Below are 19,509 nucleotides of genomic sequence, written 5' to 3'. Positions count from 1 at the left end.
AGTGGCTTCATCTAACGACCTTCCCAATTTCGGCGGCACCCCGCTCGACACGGTGTCCGGTCTTTCCCAAGCGACCATCGATAGCGTCAAAAAACTCGGATTTTCAGACGCAGAGCAGGTGATGGCGGCTCTGGCCGTGCCCACCATCATGGAGAAAATGCAGGCCGCGACCGGCGTGTCGGACGCGAATTTTCAGCAATTCGTCGGGGTACTTCGATCCCGGTTTCCGGGAATGGCGGCCGTCGATACCGGACCGATGCCGCTTGGCGCATTGCAGCCGAGCGCCGAGATCGATCAATTCATCGCAGCTCAAGCGGCGCCTCAGATAGCTGCCGACGGACTGCCGCCCTATGTCAATCACGCCGAGAATATGCCGCCTGGCAAGCAGCAAGGGTCGCGTGGCACCTGCGTGTCGTTCGCGATGACGGCGGTGCACGAACACCACGAGCGGATGAGCGGCCGCACCGTTGACGACTATTCAGAGCAGTTTCTCTACCACGAGACCAAGAAAATCGACGGGCGGCCTGATATTTGCGGGACCTGGAGCGTCAAGGCGGCGCAGGTCCTCGGCAGTCTCGGCCAATGCCGCGAGCAGGTATGGCCCTACAACGGCGATCCGCCCTGCAACAACAACGGCGAGGAACCCGCAACCGCAAAGCCGGATGCCGCCGGCCACAAGCTGCCGACGGTCATCCTCACACCGCGCAGCGTCGACGGAATCAAGAGCGCGCTCTTCAATGGCAGCGTCGTTGCCTTTTCGATTCCAGTCTACAACAGCTGGTACCAGTCGGGTGAGACCGCGCGAACCGGACGGATCACAATGCGGGTCGGTGATGAGCCGATGAATGGCGGGCATGCCATGTGCCTGATCGGATATCAGGATCAGGCCAATGCGCCGGGCGGGGGGTTCTTCATCCTGCGCAACAGCTGGTTCGGAATGTGGGGGACGGACTGTCCCTATGGTTCCGGCAACGGGACGATACCCTACGCTTATATCGCCAACGAGAACTGGGAAGCCGTGACGACTGCGCCGCCTCCGACGGTATGAGCAGTCTCGTGCGCGGCGGGGGATCACGTCGCGCGCGTCTAGTCCCTGGCGGAACGTGCACTGAACCATCGAGGGGGAACGCCGTGGCTGAGCCGCAGACGAGTTTGTCCGACCTCGCCGTTCTCACGGTCACCTTGCTGCCGGGCGGCACAAGGGAGCAGCTTTCCGAACCGTCCGAGACGATGGCGAAGGTCAAGTTCGTCCTCGATGGACTTGGGGACCAAAAATCCTGCACCGTCGCCGCACGCGAGATGGGAATTCCACGCCGTCTCGAATGGAGCAAGCTTCGCGGCCGCGGCGACTATTCCTTCTGCTTGCCAGCCGATCTGACCGAATGGTTGCACGAGAGTGTGGACGAGATCACGAAGTCTGGTTGTGTTCTTTGGCTGCATTTGATCAAGCCGTACGGTTACCTCGGCATGTTTCCCTGGGAAAGATTGCTGGAGCCCGTGCTCCCCTGCGCGATCCTCCGTCTACCGGATTTTGTGGTCGATCCGCCTCTGCAAACGCCATCGGTGATCGACATTGCGCTATGTTGTCAGTTCGGGGGCGGCAATCTGTCGGCCAATGTCGAGCTGCTGGTCGATACCGCGAAGGCGCTGTCGAACAGCAGCGAGATGCAGCAGGTGAGGGTGATCGCGTTTGGCGATGCCGAGATCCGCAAGGCGCTGTCCCGGTCCAACGCGGCCAAGAGCCTTTCGGCATTTTCGTTTCGCGAGATCGACCCCGGAGAATCCGCTCTCGCGACCTACATTTTCAATCCGATCGCGAGCCTCGGCAACCCGATCCGCGCGTGGCTGGCGGGACTCGGTAGTGGTGGTCGGGGCACCGGAACGGGATTGCCGTCGAGCAAGGATTTGCTCGCGGCCGCGGTAGACCCGGTCAAGAGCCCCTGGCTGCGGGCGGTCCGGAAGGCGCTCGGCGGACAAAGCGTTGACGTCGTGCATATCCTGACCAACGCCATGCTTTCACTCGAAAGCGGTGTGCTGCTGCTCGATCAGTCCGATATCAACACGAAGAGCCCCAGCGCACACGCGGTGTCCGCGGAGGAGTTCCTGGCGTTTCAGGCCCAGGTCGGCGCCTGGGCTGTCGGCGTGTCGTCGCCGCCTGACACGTTCTCGGACATGGGGCTGCGGCAGTTCGCAGACAGCCTGGCGCAATTGCGGCCCGGACCGCTGCTCTATCATGATGTCGCCTCGGATCCGTCCTGTGGCCAGCTCCGCGACGCGTTCGCGTTCCTGTTGTCGAAGTCCCCGACGACGCCGCATCAGTCATCGGCGACTTTCGCTTATTGCGAGCCATTCCGGGTGTTTGACGACCGGGTACCCGACGGGACGCTCGAGAGCCTGAGCCGTCGTTATACGCAAGGTGAGGCGACGTTTCAGAGTAGCGCCGATGTCCGATCGGCGTTTCAGACGCTGGAGAATGTGCCGGCATGGGCGGCGGCCAGCGAACGCTTCGTCGATCTCTACAAGAAGCAGTTGGCGGAGCTTTCCAGCAAGGTTGGCACCGGCGCGTCCAGCATGGATCTCAATGAGATCCGCTCGACGCTGTCGCGCCTGCAGGCCACGGTCGCAAGGGTCGTGAAAGATCAGGGATCATGACTGAGAGATTGTTGATCGACGTCGGATATTTCGGTGACGCGTTCTATTGCCTGCTGTCTGGCAAGCAGGACAAGGGCGTGCCTCTCGATCTGGATGCCATCTCCGCCGCTTCGAAGCTCAGCGTGCGGGCGGGAGGCACGAAGATATACGAAGAGCTGTGCAAGAACCGGGAGGTGAAAAAGGCCATCGACCGAGCTCTGGATGGAGAGGCGCAGCCGATCTACATCAACGCCTGGTCAATTCCCGCGCAGGGCATTCGCTGGGAGTCGCTCTGGGCAGGCGATCCGGCGCGCTTCGTTTCGCTCAGCCAAACATCATCGGTTGCACGCATCGCAGGAACGGATACGGCGCGCAATCCAGCCAGGTTCAAGCCACCGCTTCGCATCCTCGCCGTGATCTCTGCGGAGGGCCGCCCGGCCGGGCCCGAGTGGGACGAATTGCGCCAGGCGATCGAGTTCGCGCAACCGACCGGTTTGCCGATTCAGGTGCATGTCGTGACGGGTGACGCAGCGCTCTACGCGGCGCTTCAAGCTGCGCCTGCCGTCAACTGGCTGACATACGCGGCGGTCCCCGATACGGTCGATGCGCTGAGCCTCGAGATCGAGAAATTCAAGCCGCACGTTCTGCACTTCTTCTGCCACGGTCAGGTTGATGCGGGCAATGCGTACCTGGAAATTCAGGGGAATGTGGAGGAATTGCAACTCTCGATCAGGGAGCTGACCCAGGTCACCGGTCTGGAGGACGTCTGGCTGGTCGTTCTCAATTCCTGCCTCGGTGGTGCCTCGCTCGAAGGCTCTCCGTCCATGGCCTACCGCATCGTGTCGGACGGCAAGGTCCCGTTTGCGATAGGTGCGACGGAAAATGTTGACGTCCGCGACGCCAATCGGTTTACCCGGGCATTCTACAAGCGCCTGCTGTTTTCGTTTGGGGAAAGCATCAAGGCGGCCGGCGCAAACGATGTGCTGACGCTGGAATGGCGCCAGGCGCTCTATGCCGCGCGAGAGGCGATCAACAAGGCGAACCAAGACACGCCCGAGACGTGCACCGAGTGGATTCTGCCGGTTCTGTTCGAGCATCGGACGCGGTTGCAGCTCATCATGCCGCAGCCGCAAGCGGCGGGCGCGATTTCGCCGGAGTTGGCGGCACTCCGCTTGAAGATGGCGAAAGAGTTGCTGGCGGCCCTGCCTCCGGATACCAGCGAGGCCACCAAGAACCAGCTGATCGCGGCGATACTCGGCGAGCCCAACGGGTGAGGTCACATCATGTCAGCCGTTCAGAACCCGCCGGTGTCTGTCAAGATCAATGCCTGGACGGGCGAGGCCGCGGACAGCACCGGAACCCTCGCGGCCGTGACCAAACCATGGGCCACGGTTCCTGCGCCCAAGTCGCTGATGGTGTTGGCGGCGGAAATCCCCGACATGCGGGATTGGACCCATGACAAGGTTGGTTGGGGCCTGGTCGTGGAGCATCGGCAGAATGTTTCCGTGGCCGATAATTGCGCCCTTGCGGGAATGCCTGAAGCCATCAAGGAACTCCGCAAATTTCGCCAGGGCGTCGTGCTGGGATGGAGCCCGGAATGCGGCACCAAGAATCTGATCCGCTACCTCGAGGACGGCACGACGAGGAACGTCAAGATCGGCAGCGACGTCAAACGGGGCAAGACGCCGGATGCCTTGCCGCACTACCTCCTCATCCTGGGCGGTCCGGCAAAAATACCATGGAAGGTGCAGTATACGCTGAATTTGTGTGCGGCGGTCGGGCGGCTCGACCTCGACGGTGCCGGACTTGAAAACTACGTCGCCGCCGTCGTCAGCAACTGGACCGGGACCGGAGCACCGCTCGACGTCGCCAACTGTCTTTTGTGGAGCGTCAATCGGGGCGGCACGGACATCACGGCGCTGATGCAGACGACCGTCGCCAGTCCCGTGTTGGAAGCTCTGCAGGGGGACAGCGACATCGGTGCGAAGGCGCAGTTCAGGTTTGGCGAGGATGCGACGCACGCCGAGCTCAAGAAGATGCTGTCGACCAACAGGCCTGGCCTGGTGGTCACGACCAGTCACGGCCGAACGGGGCCGCTCGGCGATCAGACCGCGATGCGGCGCGACCTCGGTTTGCCGGTCGACAAGGACAACATGATCTGCGCGCCGTCCGATCTGCTCGACGCATGGGAGCCGAACGGAGCCGTCTGGTACGCACATGCGTGCTGTTCGGCCGGCTGTGACACCGGATCGGTCTTTGCCGACCTGTTCAAGCCGACTGCGTTGTCGAAGACGCTCGAACGCATCGGAGAGCTGGGCGCCCAATCCGCTCCGCTGCCGGTGGCGCTGCTCGGCGCCAGAAAACCGTTGCGCGCGTTCATCGGTCACGTCGAGCCGACCTTTGACTGGACGCTGACCAGCGTCGACATGGCGCAGTCACTTACCGAGTCGATCAAATACGCGCTCTACGATAATCTGTTTGAAAAGAATCCGATGACGGTCGGCGGCGCATTCGACAGCTACTATCGGCAGGTCGGTTCGCTCTTCAACGAGCAGGATATGGCGCTAGCCGACCTTCAGCGTTTTGTGCCGGGCGCCGAGCAGGCCGCGTTGCGCGCGCGCCTGGGGGCGCTCGATCGCCGAAGCCTGGTCATCCACGGCGATCCCGCTGTCGCGCTGCCCGCGCTTGGCGCACAGCAATAGCTCAATTCCGGAACTGCTCCAGAAACATCCGCAAGCTGTCGTGAGGGCTCTCGACGTCCGTGATCAGCCAACCCTCGGGTCCGTTGACCAGGACGAAGTTCAGCATCACCCGGCGACCGTGATTGTCGAAATTCGCCGCGACATAGGTCTTGTCATATTGCCGGCGGACGACCGCGATCGCGACCGGGCCGAGCTTCCAGCGCCGGCTCTGCACCAGGAAATCGTAGGGCTCGACCCTCGGCGCGCTCCAGGCCTTGCGCAGGGGCGGATCGAAGAATTGCCGGGTGGTGGCCGCATCCCGCGGCAGGCCCCTGGACAGCTCCGGCGCCCCCTCGCCGTAATGGGCATAGACATTCCGGACCAACGATTCCGGGGTGCGAAAGCCGGCCTCCGCGGCGGCCAGCCAGAGCCCGGTCAACAGGGCCACGAGGCCCGCAAGTTCCCTCATGCCCGCTGCTCGCTTTATCGGCCACAGGTCTTATCTTAAAAGCCTAGCACTCAGTGATCGGGACCGAAAACTCACATGCGCGAATTGTTCGAAGACGCTGCAAGCCAGCCCCCGCCGGATCCACGGGAATCGGCGCGTGCGTCCGCGCGCACGCCGCTGCGCAAGCGCTTCTACAAGGACGCCGGCATCACCGAGGCCGAGGGCGGCTTTGCCATCACGCTCGACGGCAAGCCGATCCGCACGCCCTCGGGCCGCCAGGTGGTGATCCCGGCGCGAACGCTTGCCGATGCCGTGGCCGCGGAATGGGCGGCTCAGGGCGAGAGCATCGATCCGGTGAGCATGCCGCTGACGCGCATTGCCAACAGCGTGGTCGAGGGCGTCGTCGACCGCGTCGAGCTCGTTAGCGACGATCTTGCAAAATATTTCGAGTCCGACCTGCTGTTCTATCGCGCCGGCCACCCGGAAGGGCTCGTCGCCCGCGAGGCCGCGCATTGGGATCCCGTGCTGTTCTGGGCGGCGGAGACGCTCGGGGCGCATTTCATCCTGTCCGAGGGCGTCATGCATGTGAAGCAGCCGGACGAGGCGCTGCGGGCCGCCCGCGCGGCGCTGCCGGGAGATCCCTGGTCGGTCGCCGCGCTCCATGTGGTGACGACGCTGACCGGCTCGGCGCTGCTGGCCCTGGCCCTGGCCCATGGCGTGCGCGGTGCCGGCCAGGTCTGGGACGCCGCCCACGTCGATGAGGACTGGAACATCGAGCAATGGGGCGTGGACGAGGAGGCGGCCGCCCGCCGGGCCACGCGCCTCCGGGATTTCGAGGCTGCCGTGGCGGTTTTGGCGGCAGCAAAGGCCGCCGCGGCCAAAGGTCCTTAACGAGAGGTTTACGACGGCGACGTTAGGGTGGGGGCTCCCTTGGGTCCCCTGAGATGCCGACGCCGGTCACCTCCATCCTTCCCGTCAGTGCCGCCAGCCCCGCGGCTGATGCGACGTCGCCCGACCTCGTGCTGCAGGCCGGCAGCGTCGTGGACGCGAGGGTCCTCAGCGTGATGGCCGACAATCTGGTGCGGATCGCGATCGCCAACCTCTCGATGGACGTGATGTCGGAGGTGCCGCTGACGCCGGGGCAGAATCTTCAGCTCGCGGTGTCGCAGAACGACGGCACCATTCGCCTCGCGGTGATGAGCGGGGCGGGCGAGGCGGCCGGCGACCAGATCACGCTGACGCCGCGCGCTGCTGCGCTGGTGGAAAGCCCGCCGCTGGCGCCGTCGGCAAACGCGCCCCGCGCCACGTTGACGCCGGCGGAGCAGGTCGCCGTCACCGTCGCCTCCGCCGAGGCCGTCACCAGGCAAGGCAGCCAGGCGCCGCTGTTCGCCGATCTCGCCTCCGTCGTCACCGGCAGCGATCTGCCGGCGGGGCTGAAGCAGGCGGTGCTCGACGTGCTGGCGCAGCAGACGCCGCTCAACACCGCCCTCGATGGCGGCGATATCGAATCCGCCTTCCAGAAATCAGGTCTGTTCCTCGAAGCCTCGCTCGCCGCGGGCACGACGCCATCCTCCGGGACCGTGCCGGATTTGAAAGCAGCGCTGCTGGTGTTGCGGCAGACGCTGGCCACGATTGAGACCGCCGCGCCGCAGACCCAGGCCGCCGCGCTTCCGACGAACGCCACGGCGACGCCGCAGGTCGCTGCCGCGCCGGCGCAGACCCCAGGCGAGGCCGCGCCGGCCGCGTTGCCGCCATCCGGCCCCGACGCTCCCCAACCACCGCAAACGCCGCGCAACGCCAATCCCGGCGCTGCCGCGCTCGCCGACGGCCCATCGCAGGCCGCGATGCCCAAGACCATGTCCGCGGGCCTTGCCGCAGCCCTGCTGCAGGAGGTCACGCAAAACCTGCCGCGCCTGACCGGCAACGTTCCGGGCTCGAACAAGACCGTGCCCGACGGCCACATCTTCGAATCCGCCGCGCGCGCGACACCGCCGCCGTTCCGTGGCGCATTGCCGGCGCCACAGCCCATCGCCTCGCCATCGCTCGCGCCCGATACGCCGCTCCCCGCAACGGTGCATCGCCTGCTCGACGAGACCGACGCCGCAATCGCACGGCAAACGCTGCTCCAGGTCGCATCGCTCCCTGATCGCACCGACGCCAGCGGTCATCGCGTCGATCCCACGGTGCCGCAGTGGAATTTCGAGATTCCCTTTGCGACGCCGCAAGGCACTGCGATGGCGCAGTTCGAGATCTCGCGCGACGGCGGCAACGAATCCGCCGATCCCGCCAGGCAAGCCTGGCGCGCGCGCTTCACGCTCAATGTCGAGCCGGCCGGCCCGGTGCATGCGCTGATCACGCTGAACGGCGACAAGACCTTCGTGCGGATGTGGGCGGAGCGGCCGGCGACCGCGCAACAGCTCCGCGCCGGCGTCGGTGAGCTCAATCAGGCCCTGATGCGGGCCGAGCTCAAGCCCGGCGATATCGTGGTACGCGACGGCACGCCACCGCAGCCGGCCCCGGCCCGTGCCGGCCACTTCCTGGATCGCGCCACATGAGCGATCCGTCCAAGCTCGCGATCGCGCTGCACTACGAAAAGGGCTCGGGCGCCCCCGTCGTGGTCGCCAAGGGCAAGGGCACGATCGGCGAGAAGATCGTCGAGATTGCGAAAGCCAACGACATCCCGATCGAGGAAAACGAGGTCCTGGCCGGCGCGTTGTCCAAGGTCGAGCTCGGCGAGGAGATCCCGCCGGATCTCTACAAGGCCGTCGCCGAAGTGCTGGTGTTCGTGCTGCGGCTGTCCGGGCGAGGGCGGTAGAGTTCAACTGTCATCGTTTCACCATGATGGCAGCTGCATGGTCGCGGCCAATTCCACGGTTTAACGGATGTTGCTCTTGCTGACTCGCCGCTCCACGCTCGGCCTTCTTGCCGCAGCCGCCACCATGCCGTCGCGCGCGTTTGCCCATGTCGCGCCACCGCGCAACGAGATCCGCGACAGTCTGGCAAAGCGCTTCACCGATCTCGGCACGTCGGGCACCTTCGTCGGCTACAAGGTCGAGGACTATCTGATCGTCGCCAGCGACAAGGAACGCTCGGGCGAGGGCAAGCTGCCGGCCTCGACCTTCAAGATTCCGAACTCGCTGATCGCGCTGGAGACGGGCGTCGTCACCGATCCCGACAAGGATGTGTTCCCTTGGGACGGCGTGAAGCGTCCGATCGAAGCCTGGAACAAGGACCACACGCTGCGCAGTGCGATCGCGGTGAGTGCGGTACCGGTCTATCAGGAGATCGCGCGGCGGATCGGGCAAGAGCGCATGCAGAAATATGTCGACGAGTTCGACTACGGCAATCGCGACATCGGCGGCGGCATCGACCAGTTCTGGCTCACCGGGAATTTGCACATCGATCCCGTCGAGCAGATCGATTTCGTCGACCGGCTACGCCGCCGTGCGCTCCCGGCCTCCAAACGCAGCCAGGATCTCGTTGCCGACATCCTGCCGGTGACCAAGGTGGGCGACAGCGTCATCCGCGCCAAGTCCGGCCTGTTGGGCGCCGAGCGCGGCGAGCCCTCGCTCGGCTGGATGGTCGGCTGGGCTGAGAAGGGCGAGGCGCACACGGTGTTTGCACTCAACATGGATTGCGGGGAGACGCGCCTCGTCGGTGAGCGCATGACGCTGACGCAAGCCTGCCTTGCCGAGATCGGCGCGATCTAGCGCCGGCGCTCAAGGCGGAAGCTGCCGTAGGGTGGGCAAAGGCGCGCAGCGCCGTGCCCACGATCTCTCTGCCATAAGCAACAATTCGTGGGCACGCTTCGCTTTGCCCACCCTACGGCATCGCTGCACGCCGCGATGCCTCTCACCCCAGCTTGAACAACACCTGCAAGAACTCCTCCACCGCCTTGCGCGACTCCGCGGCTGTCTTCGGATTGCCGCCGACATGGGGGTTCAGCTCGACGCAGGCATCCTTGTAGGTGAAGGGCGCATTGGTCTCGCCGTTCATCAGCACGCCGCCGTCGCCTTCCTTGATCCGGCAATTGCGTACCGTCTGCGAGTTCGCGGACACCGCAACGGTGCTGACGCCGAGCAGGCCGCTGTCGAATCCGTGCGCGCTGTCGGGGTATTCGGTCAGCACCACGTCGCGGCCGGCCGTCTTCAGCCGCTCGACGAAGGCCTTGCAGCTCCTCACGGGATTGTAGTCGTCGGGCGTGCCGTGAAAGATGCGGATCGGGCGTTCGGCGACCTCGCTATCTCCGACATAGCTCGTCGAGCAATCCGGATAGAACGGAATGTAGGCCGCGAACTGGATGCCGGACTTGTTCCAGAGCTTGTTGAACCGCTCCAGGCTCGCATAGAGCGTCGCCTGTCCGCCGCGCGAAAAGCCCATCAGCACGATGCGGTCAAGATCGACGCGCGGGTGCTTGGCCAGGATCTCCAGCGAGCGGTAGATGTCGATGATCAGGTTGAGCCGGCCGAGCAGGGCCTGGTTCGGCCCGACCACCGTCAGCCCGCGGCCGGTGAAACCGTCGATCACGAAGGTCGAGATGCCCATGGCGTTGAAGGCGTGCACCCAGGCCTCGGTGGTGGCGCCGACACCGCTCGAGCCGTGCATCAGCACCACGACCGGGAGCTTGCCGGTGCCTTGCGCGACGCGGAATTCGCCGGCCACCGTCACCGGCTTGCCGGCGGCGGCGTCGCCGCTGAGGAATTGCTGGTCGGAGAGGGTGAGCGAGGGGATCGGGTAGATCTCGGAGCGGGTGGCGACTTCCTTCGGCAGGGATTGCGCATGGGCGAGCATGGTGGAAGCACAGAGCGCAATGAGCGTCGCAGCGACGCGGAATGCCGTCGGCATCGGATCCTCCCTTGTGATTTTGCGGGAGTAGAACAACGCAGCCGCGCGCTGTCAATTTGACACGGGCAGTCGCTGGCCTCAGGCCTTGTCGGCCTTCTTCGCCGTCAGCGCCTGGTCGATCGCAAAGCCGCCGATCTCGCTCATCGCCTGCGAGATCACGTCGCCCTTGCGGGCAAAGCCGGCGGAGAGGAAATCGAACTGCGTCCGCGCCAGCCGCAGCACCTCGATCGGGACCGAGACCGCGGTCTCGTTGAAGCTGTCCACGGAGGCGCGCAAGGTATCCAGCTCGGTGGACAGCTTGCCGATATGGCTCTCGGCATTCTGCATCAGGCCGATCAGCTTGCCGCGCTCGGCATCGAAGGCGGCGCGCTCGGCTGCGGCTGCCGCGGTGACCTCGGCGAGCTGGGCCCGCAGTGCCTCGATCTGGTTCATCATCGCATCGGAGGCGAGCTCGGCGGCCTCACGCAGCTCGGTGCTGCGCGTGCTCTCCTCCTGCGCCTCGTGATAGAGCCGCTCGGCGGACATCGCCCGCTGGCCGAGCTGCTCGATCAGGCTGGCCGCGCGCAGCAGCATCTCGCCGTTCCGTCCCGACACCATGCTGGCCATGCGCCGCAGGAAATCGACGGTTTCGGACGACGGGTTCGGCGGCAGGGGGACGACTGTCGCGGACATTGCGTGATGCTTGCCAGACGTGATGGATCGCCGCCGTACCGACTGGGCTCACGCAACATTCGGCGCCTGATCGTAAGGCCTTGGAGCAAGCCTGAATCGGCGGGCCCGGTCAACCGGGCGGGGACACCAATCTGCAGGCGCCGGGCGGGATCGGGCGCTGGTCGGCGAGCCGGCCTTGCGGGGGTGGGTCAGGCAGAACCGTGCCGCGTCGGCCCGCCCGGCGCGGATCATCGGCTTCCCCGGCAAAACTTTGGAATTCCTTGCGCTTTCCCGCTGCGTCAGGGCTGCCCTGCGACGGCGAAAGCCGCTTCCCGCCCCGCAAAATGCCGTGTTAGAACCCCCGCATCGCTTAAGGCTTAAGAACTGGCGGGAGCAAATGAAGCACATCCTGGACGCCCTTGAAGATCGTCGTGCCGGCGCCAAGCTCGGCGGCGGGGAGAAGCGCATCGAGGCGCAGCACGCCCGCGGCAAGCTGACCGCGCGCGAGCGCATCGAGCTGCTGCTCGACAAGGGATCGTTCGAGGAATTCGACATGTTCGTCGAGCACCGCTCCACCGAGTTCGGCATGGAGAAGAACAAGATCCCCGGCGACGGCGTCGTCACCGGCTGGGGCACCGTCAACGGCCGCAAGACCTTTGTCTTCGCCAAGGATTTCACCGTGTTCGGCGGCTCGCTGTCCGAGACCCACGCGCTGAAGATCACCAAGTTGCAGGACATGGCGATGAAGGCGAGGGCGCCCATCATCGGCCTCTATGACGCGGGCGGCGCCCGCATCCAGGAGGGCGTCGCCGCGCTCGCCGGCTATTCCTACGTGTTCCGCCGCAACGTGCTCGCCTCCGGCGTGATCCCGCAGATCTCCGTCATCATGGGCCCCTGCGCCGGCGGCGACGTCTATTCGCCGGCGATGACCGACTTCATCTTCATGGTGAAGAACACCAGCTACATGTTCGTCACCGGACCCGACGTGGTGAAGACCGTCACCAACGAGGTGGTCACGGCCGAAGAGCTCGGCGGCGCCTCGGTGCACGCCACGCGTTCCTCGATCGCGGACGGCGCCTTTGAGAACGACGTCGAGACGCTGCTGCAGATGCGCCGCCTGATCGACTTCCTGCCGTCCAACAATACTGACGGCGTGCCGGAATGGCCGAGCTTCGACGACATCGGCCGCGTCGACATGTCCCTGGACACGCTGATCCCCGACAATCCGAACAAGCCCTACGACATGAAGGAGCTGATCCTGAAGGTCGTGGACGAGGGCGATTTCTTCGAGATCGCCGACATGTTCGCCAAGAACATCGTCACGGGCTTCGGCCGCATTGCGGGCCGCACCGTCGGCTTCGTCGCCAACCAGCCGATGGTGCTGGCGGGCGTGCTCGACAGCGATGCCTCGCGCAAGGCCGCGCGCTTCGTGCGTTTCTGCGACGCCTTCAACATCCCGATCGTCACCTTCGTCGACGTCCCGGGCTTCCTGCCGGGCACCGCGCAGGAATATGGCGGCCTGATCAAGCACGGCGCGAAGCTGCTGTTCGCCTATTCGCAGTGCACCGTGCCGCTGGTCACCATCATCACCCGCAAGGCTTATGGCGGCGCCTTCGACGTCATGGCGTCGAAGGAAATTGGCGCCGACATGAACTACGCCTGGCCGACCGCCCAGATCGCGGTGATGGGCGCCAAGGGTGCGGTGGAGATCATCTTCCGCAGCGACATCGGCGACCCCGACAAGATCGCCGCGCGCACCAAGGAATACGAAGACCGATTCCTGTCACCCTTCATCGCCGCCGAGCGCGGCTACATCGACGACGTCATCATGCCGCATTCGACCCGCAAGCGCATCGCGCGGGCGCTGGCGATGCTGAAGGACAAGAAGACGGAAATGCCGGCGAAGAAGCACGACAACTTGCCGTTGTGAGGGATTCACAGGCGCTTTTGGACCAAATCCGCATAGTGCCTCCGAACGGACTCGACTATATTGGGATCATGACAGAAGCTCTCAAGAAGCTCATCGAAGCTGCCAAGACCGCCAATCCATCCCCGGAACACAGGGAGGAGCAGCGGCGTAGTTTCGTGTACGGCAATACCCATTTCGAGAATGTGCTCATTACGCGCGAAATGGTGGACCGTGAGGCCGAGAAGTTGGCCAAGGAAGAGAAATGACAAACGAAGAGCGCGAACGGCGCGATAGCCGTGCGCTCGAACCTGAGTTGATTACAGATCCTCAGGAAAAGGCGGCGGCGGAAGCTCGAAATGGGTTTCGCCAGTACGATGCAGCTATTGGCGCTATCCAGGCGGCCATAGAGCGGGGTTCATTCAAGCTCCGTCCCTCACTCGTTCTTGGCTTGCAGCGAGAGGCTTTGGCAGGCATCAGCTCCTATGCAGGAAACTACCGACCCGGTGGCGTTGCAATCGAGGGAAGCAAGCATGAGCCCGTCGGCGCACATCTGGTACCCGAGCTCATTGAAGACATGTGCGATTACGTCAATGAACACTGGGAAGCCAGTACGCCGATCCACCTCGCGGCTTATGTCATGTGGCGGCTAAATTGGATTCATCCGTTCGCAGATGGTAATGGCCGCACCTCCCGAATCGTATCGTACGTTGTGCTTTCGATTCGGGCCGGAGTACTCTTGCCGGGGACGCCGACGATCCCGGATCAAATCGTCGACAACCGAAAGCCCTATTTCGATGCCTTGGATGCGGCTGATTGGGCCTTTCGCGACGGTGGCCGGATCGATGTCTCGAAGATGGAAGAGTTGCTAGCTTCACTCCTGGCGAACCAGCTTGCGGAATTCTATAAATCGGTTGGGGGTAAGCTGCCTGGCTAAGAAGGCTCCTAGCTCTTGTATCCAATGACCGAAGACGACCCGACCGACGAAATCTCCGACATCGAAGATCGCATCGAGCGGCTCGCCGAGATCGCCGAGCGCTGCCGCAAATACATCCTCGCGTCCAAGATCGCGATCGGAGGCGGGGCGGCGCTGCTGCTGGTGACGATGCTCGGCGTATTCGGCTTTGGTCAGACCGCAGCCCTTGGATCGATTGCGCTTGTGCTGGGCGGGATCGTGTCGCTCGGCTCGAACGTCTCGACGCTGCGGCAGACGGACGATGCCATCAGTGCTGCGGAGGCGCGGCGGGCGGCGTTGATCGGCAACATTGACCTGCGCCTCGTCGCCGATGCGCCGCTGAAGCTGGTGTGAAGTGTAGGGCGGATTAGCGATAGCGTAATCCGCCAAGGTCTGTGTGATCGGATGGAGTGGCGGATTACGCTTCGCTAATCCGCCCTACGTAGCCGATGCATCCGGACCCGCCGCGCCTCACGCAGCGGTCTTGAGCGTCAGCTCCGACAATTCGGTGCGGCATTCGGCGGCGAAGGCTTGCAGCCGATCGGCGGTCTGGCGGTCGAGGATGGCTTTGGCCAGCCGCTCGGCGCGGGCGATCTGTCGCTTGAGATATTCGATGCGGACCATGGGTCACCTTTCGATTGCGTCCGTCCGGTGCTGGCGACTCTAGGCCGGGCGCGAGATCGATTATGTGAGGCACATCACTTTCCACGTGCCTTATCCGCCGCGGCGAAATGCGCCATCTGGTCGGCATGGGCCTTGACGAAGGCCGGGCGGCCGATGGCGCGCGCGACGTAGGCGCGGCAGGCGGGACTGTCTGCCAGCGCGCCGAAGCCATCGATGACGCGCAGCACGTCCGCCATCAGGATGTCGGCGACGGAGAACGATCCGGCCAGCCACTCGCGGCTGGCGAGCACCGGCTCGAGATGCTTCAGCCGCAGCTTGAGAAAGTCGTCGACGAATTTCCACGCCGCCGTGTCGGTGGGATGTCCCATGAACTTCGACATGCCCCAGGGCAGGCTGGCCATCTCCACCGAATTCAGCGCCGCGAATACCCATTCCGTGGTCTCGGTGCGGCCGCGCGGATCGGATGGCATCAGCTTGTCGCTGAGGCCGCCGAGATGCAGCAGGATCGCGCCGGTCTCGAAGATCGAGAGGTCGCCGTCGGTCAGCCACGGCACCTGACCGAACGGCTGATGCGCCAGATGTGCAGGCCCGCGATTATCGAACGGGGCGCTGGCGACGCGATAGGGCAGGCCGGCCTCTTCGAGCGCCCAGCGCACGCGCAGGTCACGCACAAAGCCGCGTGGCGCTTCGGGAACCCAATTGAAGGTGGTCAGGGTGAGGTCCGCCATCTGCTGTCTCCGTGTCCTGGTTTCGGAGCATAGGACGAACGACGAGCGCCCGTTCCGACAACCGCTACCAACTCTTTTTGTGGCCGGCGGCCGAACCGGCTAGGCTCGCGGCCAATAACAGGAGGAAACCCGATGCCAGCAGCCTTCTTCGTCGTTCGTGCCATCGTTCCCGACGCCGAACAGCGCGCCGCCTTCGACCGATGGTACGAGACGGAACATGTGCCCGACGCGGTGAAGGCCTTCGGCGTCAGCAAGGCGTGGCGGTTCTGGAGCCTCGATGATCCCTCGCTGCATCAGGCGATGTATCAGTTCGACGACGAGCCCAAGCTCGCGGCGATGCTGAAGGGCGACAGCCTGCAAAAGCTCGTCGCCAATTTCGAGCGTGACTGGCCCGACGTGAAGCGCTCGCGCGAGACGCTGGTGCTGGCGCAGGAGTTCTCGCGTTAGGAACATCGGAAGTCTGCGTCGCGCTCAATCTGAACATGGGATTCAGCCTTGGTTCATGTCGTGACCGCGACACTTCCTCTGCATCACTTGCTTTGAGATCCAAGAGGAAGAAGCCATGGAGCGCCGGAACTTTCTGAAATTTGCATTGGGACTGACGGCGGGCGCCGCCGCGTTCGCCGCGACCGCGCAGGCAGCCCCGCTGTCGCCGCATCCGCTCGGTGATTCCGCGCGCATGCCGCAAGGCAATCCCGACGCTCATCCTGCCGTCACCACCAGCGAGGAAGCTGCCAAGCTGACCCCCGAGCAGGTGCACTGGCATGGCCATCACCGCCACTGGGGCTGGCGCCGCCGTCATTGGCGCCGGCATTACCGGCGCTGGCACCGCCGCCATGGCTGGTGAGCCCGGTCAGGCGTGAATTGGACGGGGATCGCAGCCGGCGATCCCCGTTTCGATTCCGGGGACCGCACTTTTCAGGGGCGCGCGAATCGTCGCCAGCAGCCGCCGAAACGAAAATGGCCGCGCAGGCTTTCGCCGCGCGGCCATCTTGACGAAGAGGAGATCAGAACGGGCGGCAGCGGCCGGCGTACCAGCGGAAGCCATAGGGGCACACGCGCGCGCGCGGCACGACGACGACCGGCGGGGCCACATATACGGGAGCCGGGCGCACCACGACCGCGCCGCGCATCGGGCGGCAATTCCCATAGGGGCCGCGATAGAAGCCACGGCCGCAGCCCTCGGCGGCGCTGGCCGCTTCGCTGAAACCGACGACCGCGCTGGCGAGCATGGCGGCGGCGAACAGGTATTTCATTTGATCTTCCTTCTCGTCCTTGGGGGCAAGTCTCTGCAGGCAAGTCTTTGAGGCAAGTCTTTGGAAGTCCGGCGCTTGCGGCGCACAATGAATCAAAAGACACGATTCGACATATCAAATCTTGCAACATGTCGACACGGCGCGATCCAAACCTGCCAATCATGACCTGAATGCGGCATGAACGTTCCCTTCAGCCACGGCTTGGGGCGACAGACATGGCGCGGGCGGCCGGGAAGGCTCGCTCCCAGCCCCCCGCAGGACCATTGCATATGGCGCGGTTCTCCTGTGGCCATCCTTCGAGACACCCGCCGTTGGCGGGCCCTCAGGACGAGGCGCGCGCTCATGCGAACGTCAGTCCTTCCGGTTGCCGAACAGGGCTGAAAACTGCTTCTCGCCGGTGCGGGTGAAGTTCACCACGCGGCTGCCGGGCGTCGTGTCACGCGCCGCCCATTTCAGCTCGGCGAAGCGCTGCATCATTGCAGCCCCCAGCGTGCCGGCAAGGTGATGCCGCCGCTCGCTCCAGTCGAGGCAGGCCTTGCACACCGGGCGGCGCGGGTGGGTGAGCATGTCGGACGAGATCTGCAGATGCTTTGCGAGAAACCGCTCGCCCTCGGCAGTCAGCTCGATGTCCTGCTTCTTCTGCCGGACCAGATTCCGCTCGCGCAGGGAATCCAGCATCTGCACGCCGAGATCGCCGGCGAGATGGTCGTAGCAGATCCGTGCGCGTCGCAACGCCGGATCCTTCGGCCCGGTGCGCACCCGCATGTGGCCGGTCCGCGCGGCGAGGCCCGCCAGGCCCTCGAGCACGCCGGCGACGTCGTCGTCGGTGAGGCGGTAGTAGCGGTGGCGGCCCTGCTTTTCCGGCTCCACCAGCCCGCCGGCCTCGAGCTTGGCCAGATGCGAGCTCGCCGTCTGCGGCGTGATGCCGGCCTCCTGCGCCAGCTCGCTCGCGGTGAGCGCGCGGCCGTTCATCAGCGCCGTGAGCATGTTGGCACGGGCGGGGTCGCCGACCAGGGAGGCGACCATGGCGATGTCGGGTCCTGATTTCATGCTTCGATGGTAGCCGAAGCGTTAGTGTCGGGCAAGGAGGTAGCGTGTTGCCGCAAACACGTCATTGCGAGCGAAGCGAAGCAATCCAGGTGCTTCAGCGGCGACGGCGTCGCTTGCGCTCTCGCAACGAAAATTCAGGAGCCATCATGTCCGTCACCGTCTTCATCCGCTACCAGCTCGATCCGTTCAAGCGGGCGCAGTTCGAGGAATATTCGAAGCGCTGGCTCACCATCATCCCGAAATGCGGCGGCGACCTGATCGGCTATTTCATGCCGCACGAGGGCACCAATAACATCGCCTTCGCGCTGATCACCTTCGAGAGTCTCGCCGCCTATGAAGCCTACCGTGCCCGGTTGCGGCAGGATGCGGAAGGCATGGCCAACTTTCATTTCGCCGAGGAACACAAATTCATCCTCGCCGAAGAGCGCACCTTCCTGCGCCAAGTCGTCCTATAAATGGTATTGTAGGCGAGATAGCAGCAGGAGATGCCCATGATCGCCGTGATCTTCGAGGTCTGGCCCAAGCCCGAACACCGCCAGGATTATTTCGACCTCGCAGCCGATCTGAAGCCGCTGCTGCAAACCATCGACGGCTTCATCTCGGTCGAGCGTTTCGAGAGCCTGACCGAGAAGGGCAAGATCCTGTCGGTGTCGTTCTGGCGGGACGAGGCGGCGGTCCAAGCCTGGCGCAACACGATGGAGCACCGCCGCACCCAGGCCAAGGGCAGGGCGAAGATCTTCGCCGATTATCATCTGCGCATCGCCAGCGTGGTCAGGGACTACAGCATGAGTGATCGCGACGAGGCCCCGAAGGACAGCCGGGCGGTGCATGATGCGCACTAGGCGCACTGGCGCTGCGGTGCCAGCAAACCTATGTGTGCGCGGCCAACAAGGGAGAGAAACATGCACGTGACAACCGCCGACAAGCGCGCGACCTTCAAGAAGATGCACGAGAGCGGATGTTTCATTCTGCCCAATCCGGTCGACGTCGGCAGCGCCAAGGCCCTGCAGCATCTCGGCTTCAAGGCGATTGCGTCATCGAGCGCGGGCTTTGCCTGGACCATCGGCAAGGCCGACAACCACGTCAATGTCGAGGACGTCTGTCAGCATCTGGCAGCATTGAGCTCGGCGGTCGACATTCCCGTCAACGCCGATTTCGAGGGCGGCTTTGCGGTCGAGCCGGACAGGGTCGCCGACAATGTCGAGCGCTGCGTGCGCACCGGCGTTGCCGGCCTGTCGATCGAGGATTCCACCGGTGACAAGGACAAGCCGATCTACGAGCGCGCGCTCGCGGTCGAGCGCATCAAGGCCTCGCGCAAGGCGATCGGCGACAGCGGCACGCTGCTGGTCGGCCGCTGCGAAGCCTATTTGTGGGGCGTGACCGATCTCAAGCTGGTCATCGACCGGCTCACCGCCTACGCGGACGCCGGCGCCGACTGCCTCTATGCGCCGGGCCTGAAGACCCGCGAGGACATCAGCGCCGTGGTGAAGGCTGTCGCGCCGAAGCCGTTCAATCTCCTGATCGGCGGGTCCGGCTTGTCGCTCAAGGAAGCCGAGGACCTCGGCGTGCGCCGCATCAGCGTCGGCGGCTCGCTCGCCCGCGCCGCCTGGGGCGGCTTCATGCGCGCGGCCAAGGAGATGGCGGAGAAGGGCACCTTCACCGAGCTCGGCAGCGGCTATTCCGGCGGCGAGCTCAACAAGATGTTCAGTTAATCCGTCGACAAACGAAGAGCGG

Annotated in this window: 24 protein-coding genes; 17 read left to right on the top strand and 7 right to left on the bottom strand. The window is 64.5% G+C overall.

All coding sequences use genetic code 11. The features are described 5' to 3' along the window. Position 1: 1 nt before the first annotated feature. From Q0743_RS08655 to Q0743_RS08640, 4 genes are all read left to right on the top strand, one after another. Complete coding sequence (locus Q0743_RS08655; RefSeq protein WP_298241140.1) at positions 2-1,048, top strand: C1 family peptidase; 1,047 nt, start codon at positions 2-4, stop codon at positions 1,046-1,048. An 83-nt stretch (positions 1,049-1,131) separates the two neighbouring features. Continuing rightward, complete coding sequence (locus Q0743_RS08650) at positions 1,132-2,652, top strand: hypothetical protein (RefSeq protein WP_298241139.1); 1,521 nt, start codon at positions 1,132-1,134, stop codon at positions 2,650-2,652. Further along, positions 2,649-3,905 carry a CHAT domain-containing protein gene (locus Q0743_RS08645; RefSeq protein ID WP_298241138.1) on the top strand — a complete coding sequence of 419 codons (1,257 nt, stop codon included), beginning with the start codon at positions 2,649-2,651 and terminating at the stop codon, positions 3,903-3,905. The genes Q0743_RS08650 and Q0743_RS08645 overlap by 4 nt, the downstream gene beginning before the upstream one ends. Before the next feature lie 9 nt (positions 3,906-3,914). Continuing rightward, a complete protein-coding gene (locus tag Q0743_RS08640) occupies positions 3,915-5,333 on the top strand; it encodes a hypothetical protein (RefSeq protein ID WP_298241137.1) in 1,419 nt (472 codons plus the stop codon). A gap of 1 nt (position 5,334) precedes the next feature. Here the strand turns inward: Q0743_RS08640 and Q0743_RS08635 are convergent, their stop codons facing one another. Further along, entirely contained in the window at positions 5,335-5,781 is a 447-nt protein-coding gene (locus tag Q0743_RS08635) for a hypothetical protein (RefSeq protein ID WP_298241136.1), read from the bottom strand. A gap of 75 nt (positions 5,782-5,856) precedes the next feature. Between Q0743_RS08635 and Q0743_RS08630 the strand changes: the two genes are divergently transcribed. From Q0743_RS08630 to blaOXA, 4 genes are all read left to right on the top strand, one after another. Then, positions 5,857-6,651, top strand: coding sequence for an ATP12 family chaperone protein (locus Q0743_RS08630; protein ID WP_298241135.1), 795 nt, complete (start codon positions 5,857-5,859; stop codon positions 6,649-6,651). A 53-nt stretch (positions 6,652-6,704) separates the two neighbouring features. Next, positions 6,705-8,315 (top strand): flagellar hook-length control protein FliK, encoded by a 1,611-nt coding sequence (locus Q0743_RS08625; protein WP_298241134.1) that lies wholly within the window; start codon positions 6,705-6,707, stop codon positions 8,313-8,315. Next, complete coding sequence (locus tag Q0743_RS08620; protein WP_298241133.1) at positions 8,312-8,575, top strand: EscU/YscU/HrcU family type III secretion system export apparatus switch protein; 264 nt, start codon at positions 8,312-8,314, stop codon at positions 8,573-8,575. Before Q0743_RS08625 ends, Q0743_RS08620 begins: the two co-directional genes overlap by 4 nt. 76 nt (positions 8,576-8,651) lie before the next feature. Further along, positions 8,652-9,470 carry a class D beta-lactamase gene (gene blaOXA / locus Q0743_RS08615; protein WP_298241132.1) on the top strand — a complete coding sequence of 273 codons (819 nt, stop codon included), beginning with the start codon at positions 8,652-8,654 and terminating at the stop codon, positions 9,468-9,470. Positions 9,471-9,612: 142 nt separating this feature from the next. On the opposite strand, the gene Q0743_RS08610 is transcribed toward blaOXA, so the two are convergent. Together Q0743_RS08610 and Q0743_RS08605 are read right to left on the bottom strand one after the other, a co-directional pair. Then, positions 9,613-10,605, bottom strand: coding sequence for a dienelactone hydrolase family protein (locus Q0743_RS08610; protein WP_298241131.1), 993 nt, complete (start codon positions 10,603-10,605; stop codon positions 9,613-9,615). Between the two features lie 78 nt (positions 10,606-10,683). After that, positions 10,684-11,277 carry a hypothetical protein gene (locus tag Q0743_RS08605; RefSeq protein WP_298241130.1) on the bottom strand — a complete coding sequence of 198 codons (594 nt, stop codon included), beginning with the start codon at positions 11,275-11,277 and terminating at the stop codon, positions 10,684-10,686. A 376-nt stretch (positions 11,278-11,653) separates the two neighbouring features. Between Q0743_RS08605 and Q0743_RS08600 the strand changes: the two genes are divergently transcribed. From Q0743_RS08600 to Q0743_RS08585, 4 genes are all read left to right on the top strand, one after another. Further along, a complete protein-coding gene (locus Q0743_RS08600) occupies positions 11,654-13,186 on the top strand; it encodes an acyl-CoA carboxylase subunit beta (RefSeq protein ID WP_298241129.1) in 1,533 nt (510 codons plus the stop codon). Between the two features lie 68 nt (positions 13,187-13,254). Continuing rightward, positions 13,255-13,431, top strand: a complete 177-nt coding sequence (locus Q0743_RS08595; protein ID WP_298241128.1) for a hypothetical protein — start codon at positions 13,255-13,257, stop codon at positions 13,429-13,431. Continuing rightward, positions 13,428-14,099, top strand: coding sequence for a Fic family protein (locus Q0743_RS08590; protein ID WP_298241127.1), 672 nt, complete (start codon positions 13,428-13,430; stop codon positions 14,097-14,099). Before Q0743_RS08595 ends, Q0743_RS08590 begins: the two co-directional genes overlap by 4 nt. Before the next feature lie 24 nt (positions 14,100-14,123). Next, positions 14,124-14,471 carry a hypothetical protein gene (locus Q0743_RS08585; protein ID WP_298241126.1) on the top strand — a complete coding sequence of 116 codons (348 nt, stop codon included), beginning with the start codon at positions 14,124-14,126 and terminating at the stop codon, positions 14,469-14,471. A gap of 117 nt (positions 14,472-14,588) precedes the next feature. Here Q0743_RS08585 and Q0743_RS08580 read toward each other — a convergent pair whose 3' ends face one another. Next, the gene (locus tag Q0743_RS08580; RefSeq protein ID WP_194402766.1) at positions 14,589-14,741 is read right to left on the bottom strand and encodes a hypothetical protein; all 153 of its coding nucleotides are present in this window, start codon (positions 14,739-14,741) and stop codon (positions 14,589-14,591) included. A 74-nt stretch (positions 14,742-14,815) separates the two neighbouring features. Further along, entirely contained in the window at positions 14,816-15,469 is a 654-nt protein-coding gene (locus tag Q0743_RS08575) for a glutathione S-transferase family protein (RefSeq protein ID WP_298241125.1), read from the bottom strand. Positions 15,470-15,601: 132 nt separating this feature from the next. On the opposite strand from Q0743_RS08575, the gene Q0743_RS08570 reads away from it, so the two are divergent. Continuing rightward, positions 15,602-15,916, top strand: coding sequence for a hypothetical protein (locus Q0743_RS08570; RefSeq protein WP_298241124.1), 315 nt, complete (start codon positions 15,602-15,604; stop codon positions 15,914-15,916). A 115-nt stretch (positions 15,917-16,031) separates the two neighbouring features. Beyond that, positions 16,032-16,316 carry a twin-arginine translocation signal domain-containing protein gene (locus tag Q0743_RS08565; protein ID WP_298241123.1) on the top strand — a complete coding sequence of 95 codons (285 nt, stop codon included), beginning with the start codon at positions 16,032-16,034 and terminating at the stop codon, positions 16,314-16,316. Positions 16,317-16,476: 160 nt separating this feature from the next. Here the strand turns inward: Q0743_RS08565 and Q0743_RS08560 are convergent, their stop codons facing one another. Together Q0743_RS08560 and Q0743_RS08555 are read right to left on the bottom strand one after the other, a co-directional pair. Further along, a complete protein-coding gene (locus Q0743_RS08560; RefSeq protein ID WP_097658768.1) occupies positions 16,477-16,725 on the bottom strand; it encodes a hypothetical protein in 249 nt (82 codons plus the stop codon). Between the two features lie 351 nt (positions 16,726-17,076). Beyond that, on the bottom strand, positions 17,077-17,775 hold the full coding sequence (locus tag Q0743_RS08555; RefSeq protein WP_298241122.1) for a winged helix-turn-helix domain-containing protein: 699 nt from the start codon (positions 17,773-17,775) through the stop codon (positions 17,077-17,079). A gap of 146 nt (positions 17,776-17,921) precedes the next feature. Between Q0743_RS08555 and Q0743_RS08550 the strand changes: the two genes are divergently transcribed. The 3 genes from Q0743_RS08550 to Q0743_RS08540 are packed head-to-tail and all read left to right on the top strand — an operon-like array spanning position 17,922 to position 19,487. Further along, on the top strand, positions 17,922-18,230 hold the full coding sequence (locus Q0743_RS08550) for an NIPSNAP family protein (RefSeq protein ID WP_298241121.1): 309 nt from the start codon (positions 17,922-17,924) through the stop codon (positions 18,228-18,230). A gap of 36 nt (positions 18,231-18,266) precedes the next feature. After that, entirely contained in the window at positions 18,267-18,617 is a 351-nt protein-coding gene (locus tag Q0743_RS08545) for an antibiotic biosynthesis monooxygenase (protein WP_298241120.1), read from the top strand. 60 nt (positions 18,618-18,677) lie between these two features. Next, positions 18,678-19,487 carry an oxaloacetate decarboxylase gene (locus Q0743_RS08540; RefSeq protein WP_298241119.1) on the top strand — a complete coding sequence of 270 codons (810 nt, stop codon included), beginning with the start codon at positions 18,678-18,680 and terminating at the stop codon, positions 19,485-19,487. The last annotated feature ends 22 nt before the right edge of the window (positions 19,488-19,509 follow it).

It is taken from the genome of uncultured Bradyrhizobium sp. (genome assembly GCF_936943645.1).
In the GTDB taxonomy this organism is placed as follows: domain Bacteria; phylum Pseudomonadota; class Alphaproteobacteria; order Rhizobiales; family Xanthobacteraceae; genus Bradyrhizobium.
Note: the sequence above shows the minus strand (reverse complement) of the source record. Positions and strands in the feature narration are given on the sequence as shown.

Coding starts and splice junctions, on each gene's coding strand:
- Q0743_RS08645 (WP_298241138.1), top strand. CDS start 2,649: ATGACTGAGAGATTGTTGATCGACGTCGGATATTTCGGTGACGCGTTC.
- Q0743_RS08640 (WP_298241137.1), top strand. CDS start 3,915: ATGTCAGCCGTTCAGAACCCGCCGGTGTCTGTCAAGATCAATGCCTGG.
- Q0743_RS08635 (WP_298241136.1), bottom strand. CDS start 5,781: ATGAGGGAACTTGCGGGCCTCGTGGCCCTGTTGACCGGGCTCTGGCTG.
- Q0743_RS08630 (WP_298241135.1), top strand. CDS start 5,857: ATGCGCGAATTGTTCGAAGACGCTGCAAGCCAGCCCCCGCCGGATCCA.
- Q0743_RS08625 (WP_298241134.1), top strand. CDS start 6,705: ATGCCGACGCCGGTCACCTCCATCCTTCCCGTCAGTGCCGCCAGCCCC.
- Q0743_RS08620 (WP_298241133.1), top strand. CDS start 8,312: ATGAGCGATCCGTCCAAGCTCGCGATCGCGCTGCACTACGAAAAGGGC.
- Q0743_RS08610 (WP_298241131.1), bottom strand. CDS start 10,605: ATGCCGACGGCATTCCGCGTCGCTGCGACGCTCATTGCGCTCTGTGCT.
- Q0743_RS08605 (WP_298241130.1), bottom strand. CDS start 11,277: ATGTCCGCGACAGTCGTCCCCCTGCCGCCGAACCCGTCGTCCGAAACC.
- Q0743_RS08600 (WP_298241129.1), top strand. CDS start 11,654: ATGAAGCACATCCTGGACGCCCTTGAAGATCGTCGTGCCGGCGCCAAG.
- Q0743_RS08595 (WP_298241128.1), top strand. CDS start 13,255: ATGACAGAAGCTCTCAAGAAGCTCATCGAAGCTGCCAAGACCGCCAAT.
- Q0743_RS08590 (WP_298241127.1), top strand. CDS start 13,428: ATGACAAACGAAGAGCGCGAACGGCGCGATAGCCGTGCGCTCGAACCT.
- Q0743_RS08585 (WP_298241126.1), top strand. CDS start 14,124: ATGACCGAAGACGACCCGACCGACGAAATCTCCGACATCGAAGATCGC.
- Q0743_RS08580 (WP_194402766.1), bottom strand. CDS start 14,741: ATGGTCCGCATCGAATATCTCAAGCGACAGATCGCCCGCGCCGAGCGG.
- Q0743_RS08575 (WP_298241125.1), bottom strand. CDS start 15,469: ATGGCGGACCTCACCCTGACCACCTTCAATTGGGTTCCCGAAGCGCCA.
- Q0743_RS08570 (WP_298241124.1), top strand. CDS start 15,602: ATGCCAGCAGCCTTCTTCGTCGTTCGTGCCATCGTTCCCGACGCCGAA.
- Q0743_RS08565 (WP_298241123.1), top strand. CDS start 16,032: ATGGAGCGCCGGAACTTTCTGAAATTTGCATTGGGACTGACGGCGGGC.
- Q0743_RS08560 (WP_097658768.1), bottom strand. CDS start 16,725: ATGAAATACCTGTTCGCCGCCGCCATGCTCGCCAGCGCGGTCGTCGGT.
- Q0743_RS08555 (WP_298241122.1), bottom strand. CDS start 17,775: ATGAAATCAGGACCCGACATCGCCATGGTCGCCTCCCTGGTCGGCGAC.
- Q0743_RS08550 (WP_298241121.1), top strand. CDS start 17,922: ATGTCCGTCACCGTCTTCATCCGCTACCAGCTCGATCCGTTCAAGCGG.
- Q0743_RS08545 (WP_298241120.1), top strand. CDS start 18,267: ATGATCGCCGTGATCTTCGAGGTCTGGCCCAAGCCCGAACACCGCCAG.
- Q0743_RS08540 (WP_298241119.1), top strand. CDS start 18,678: ATGCACGTGACAACCGCCGACAAGCGCGCGACCTTCAAGAAGATGCAC.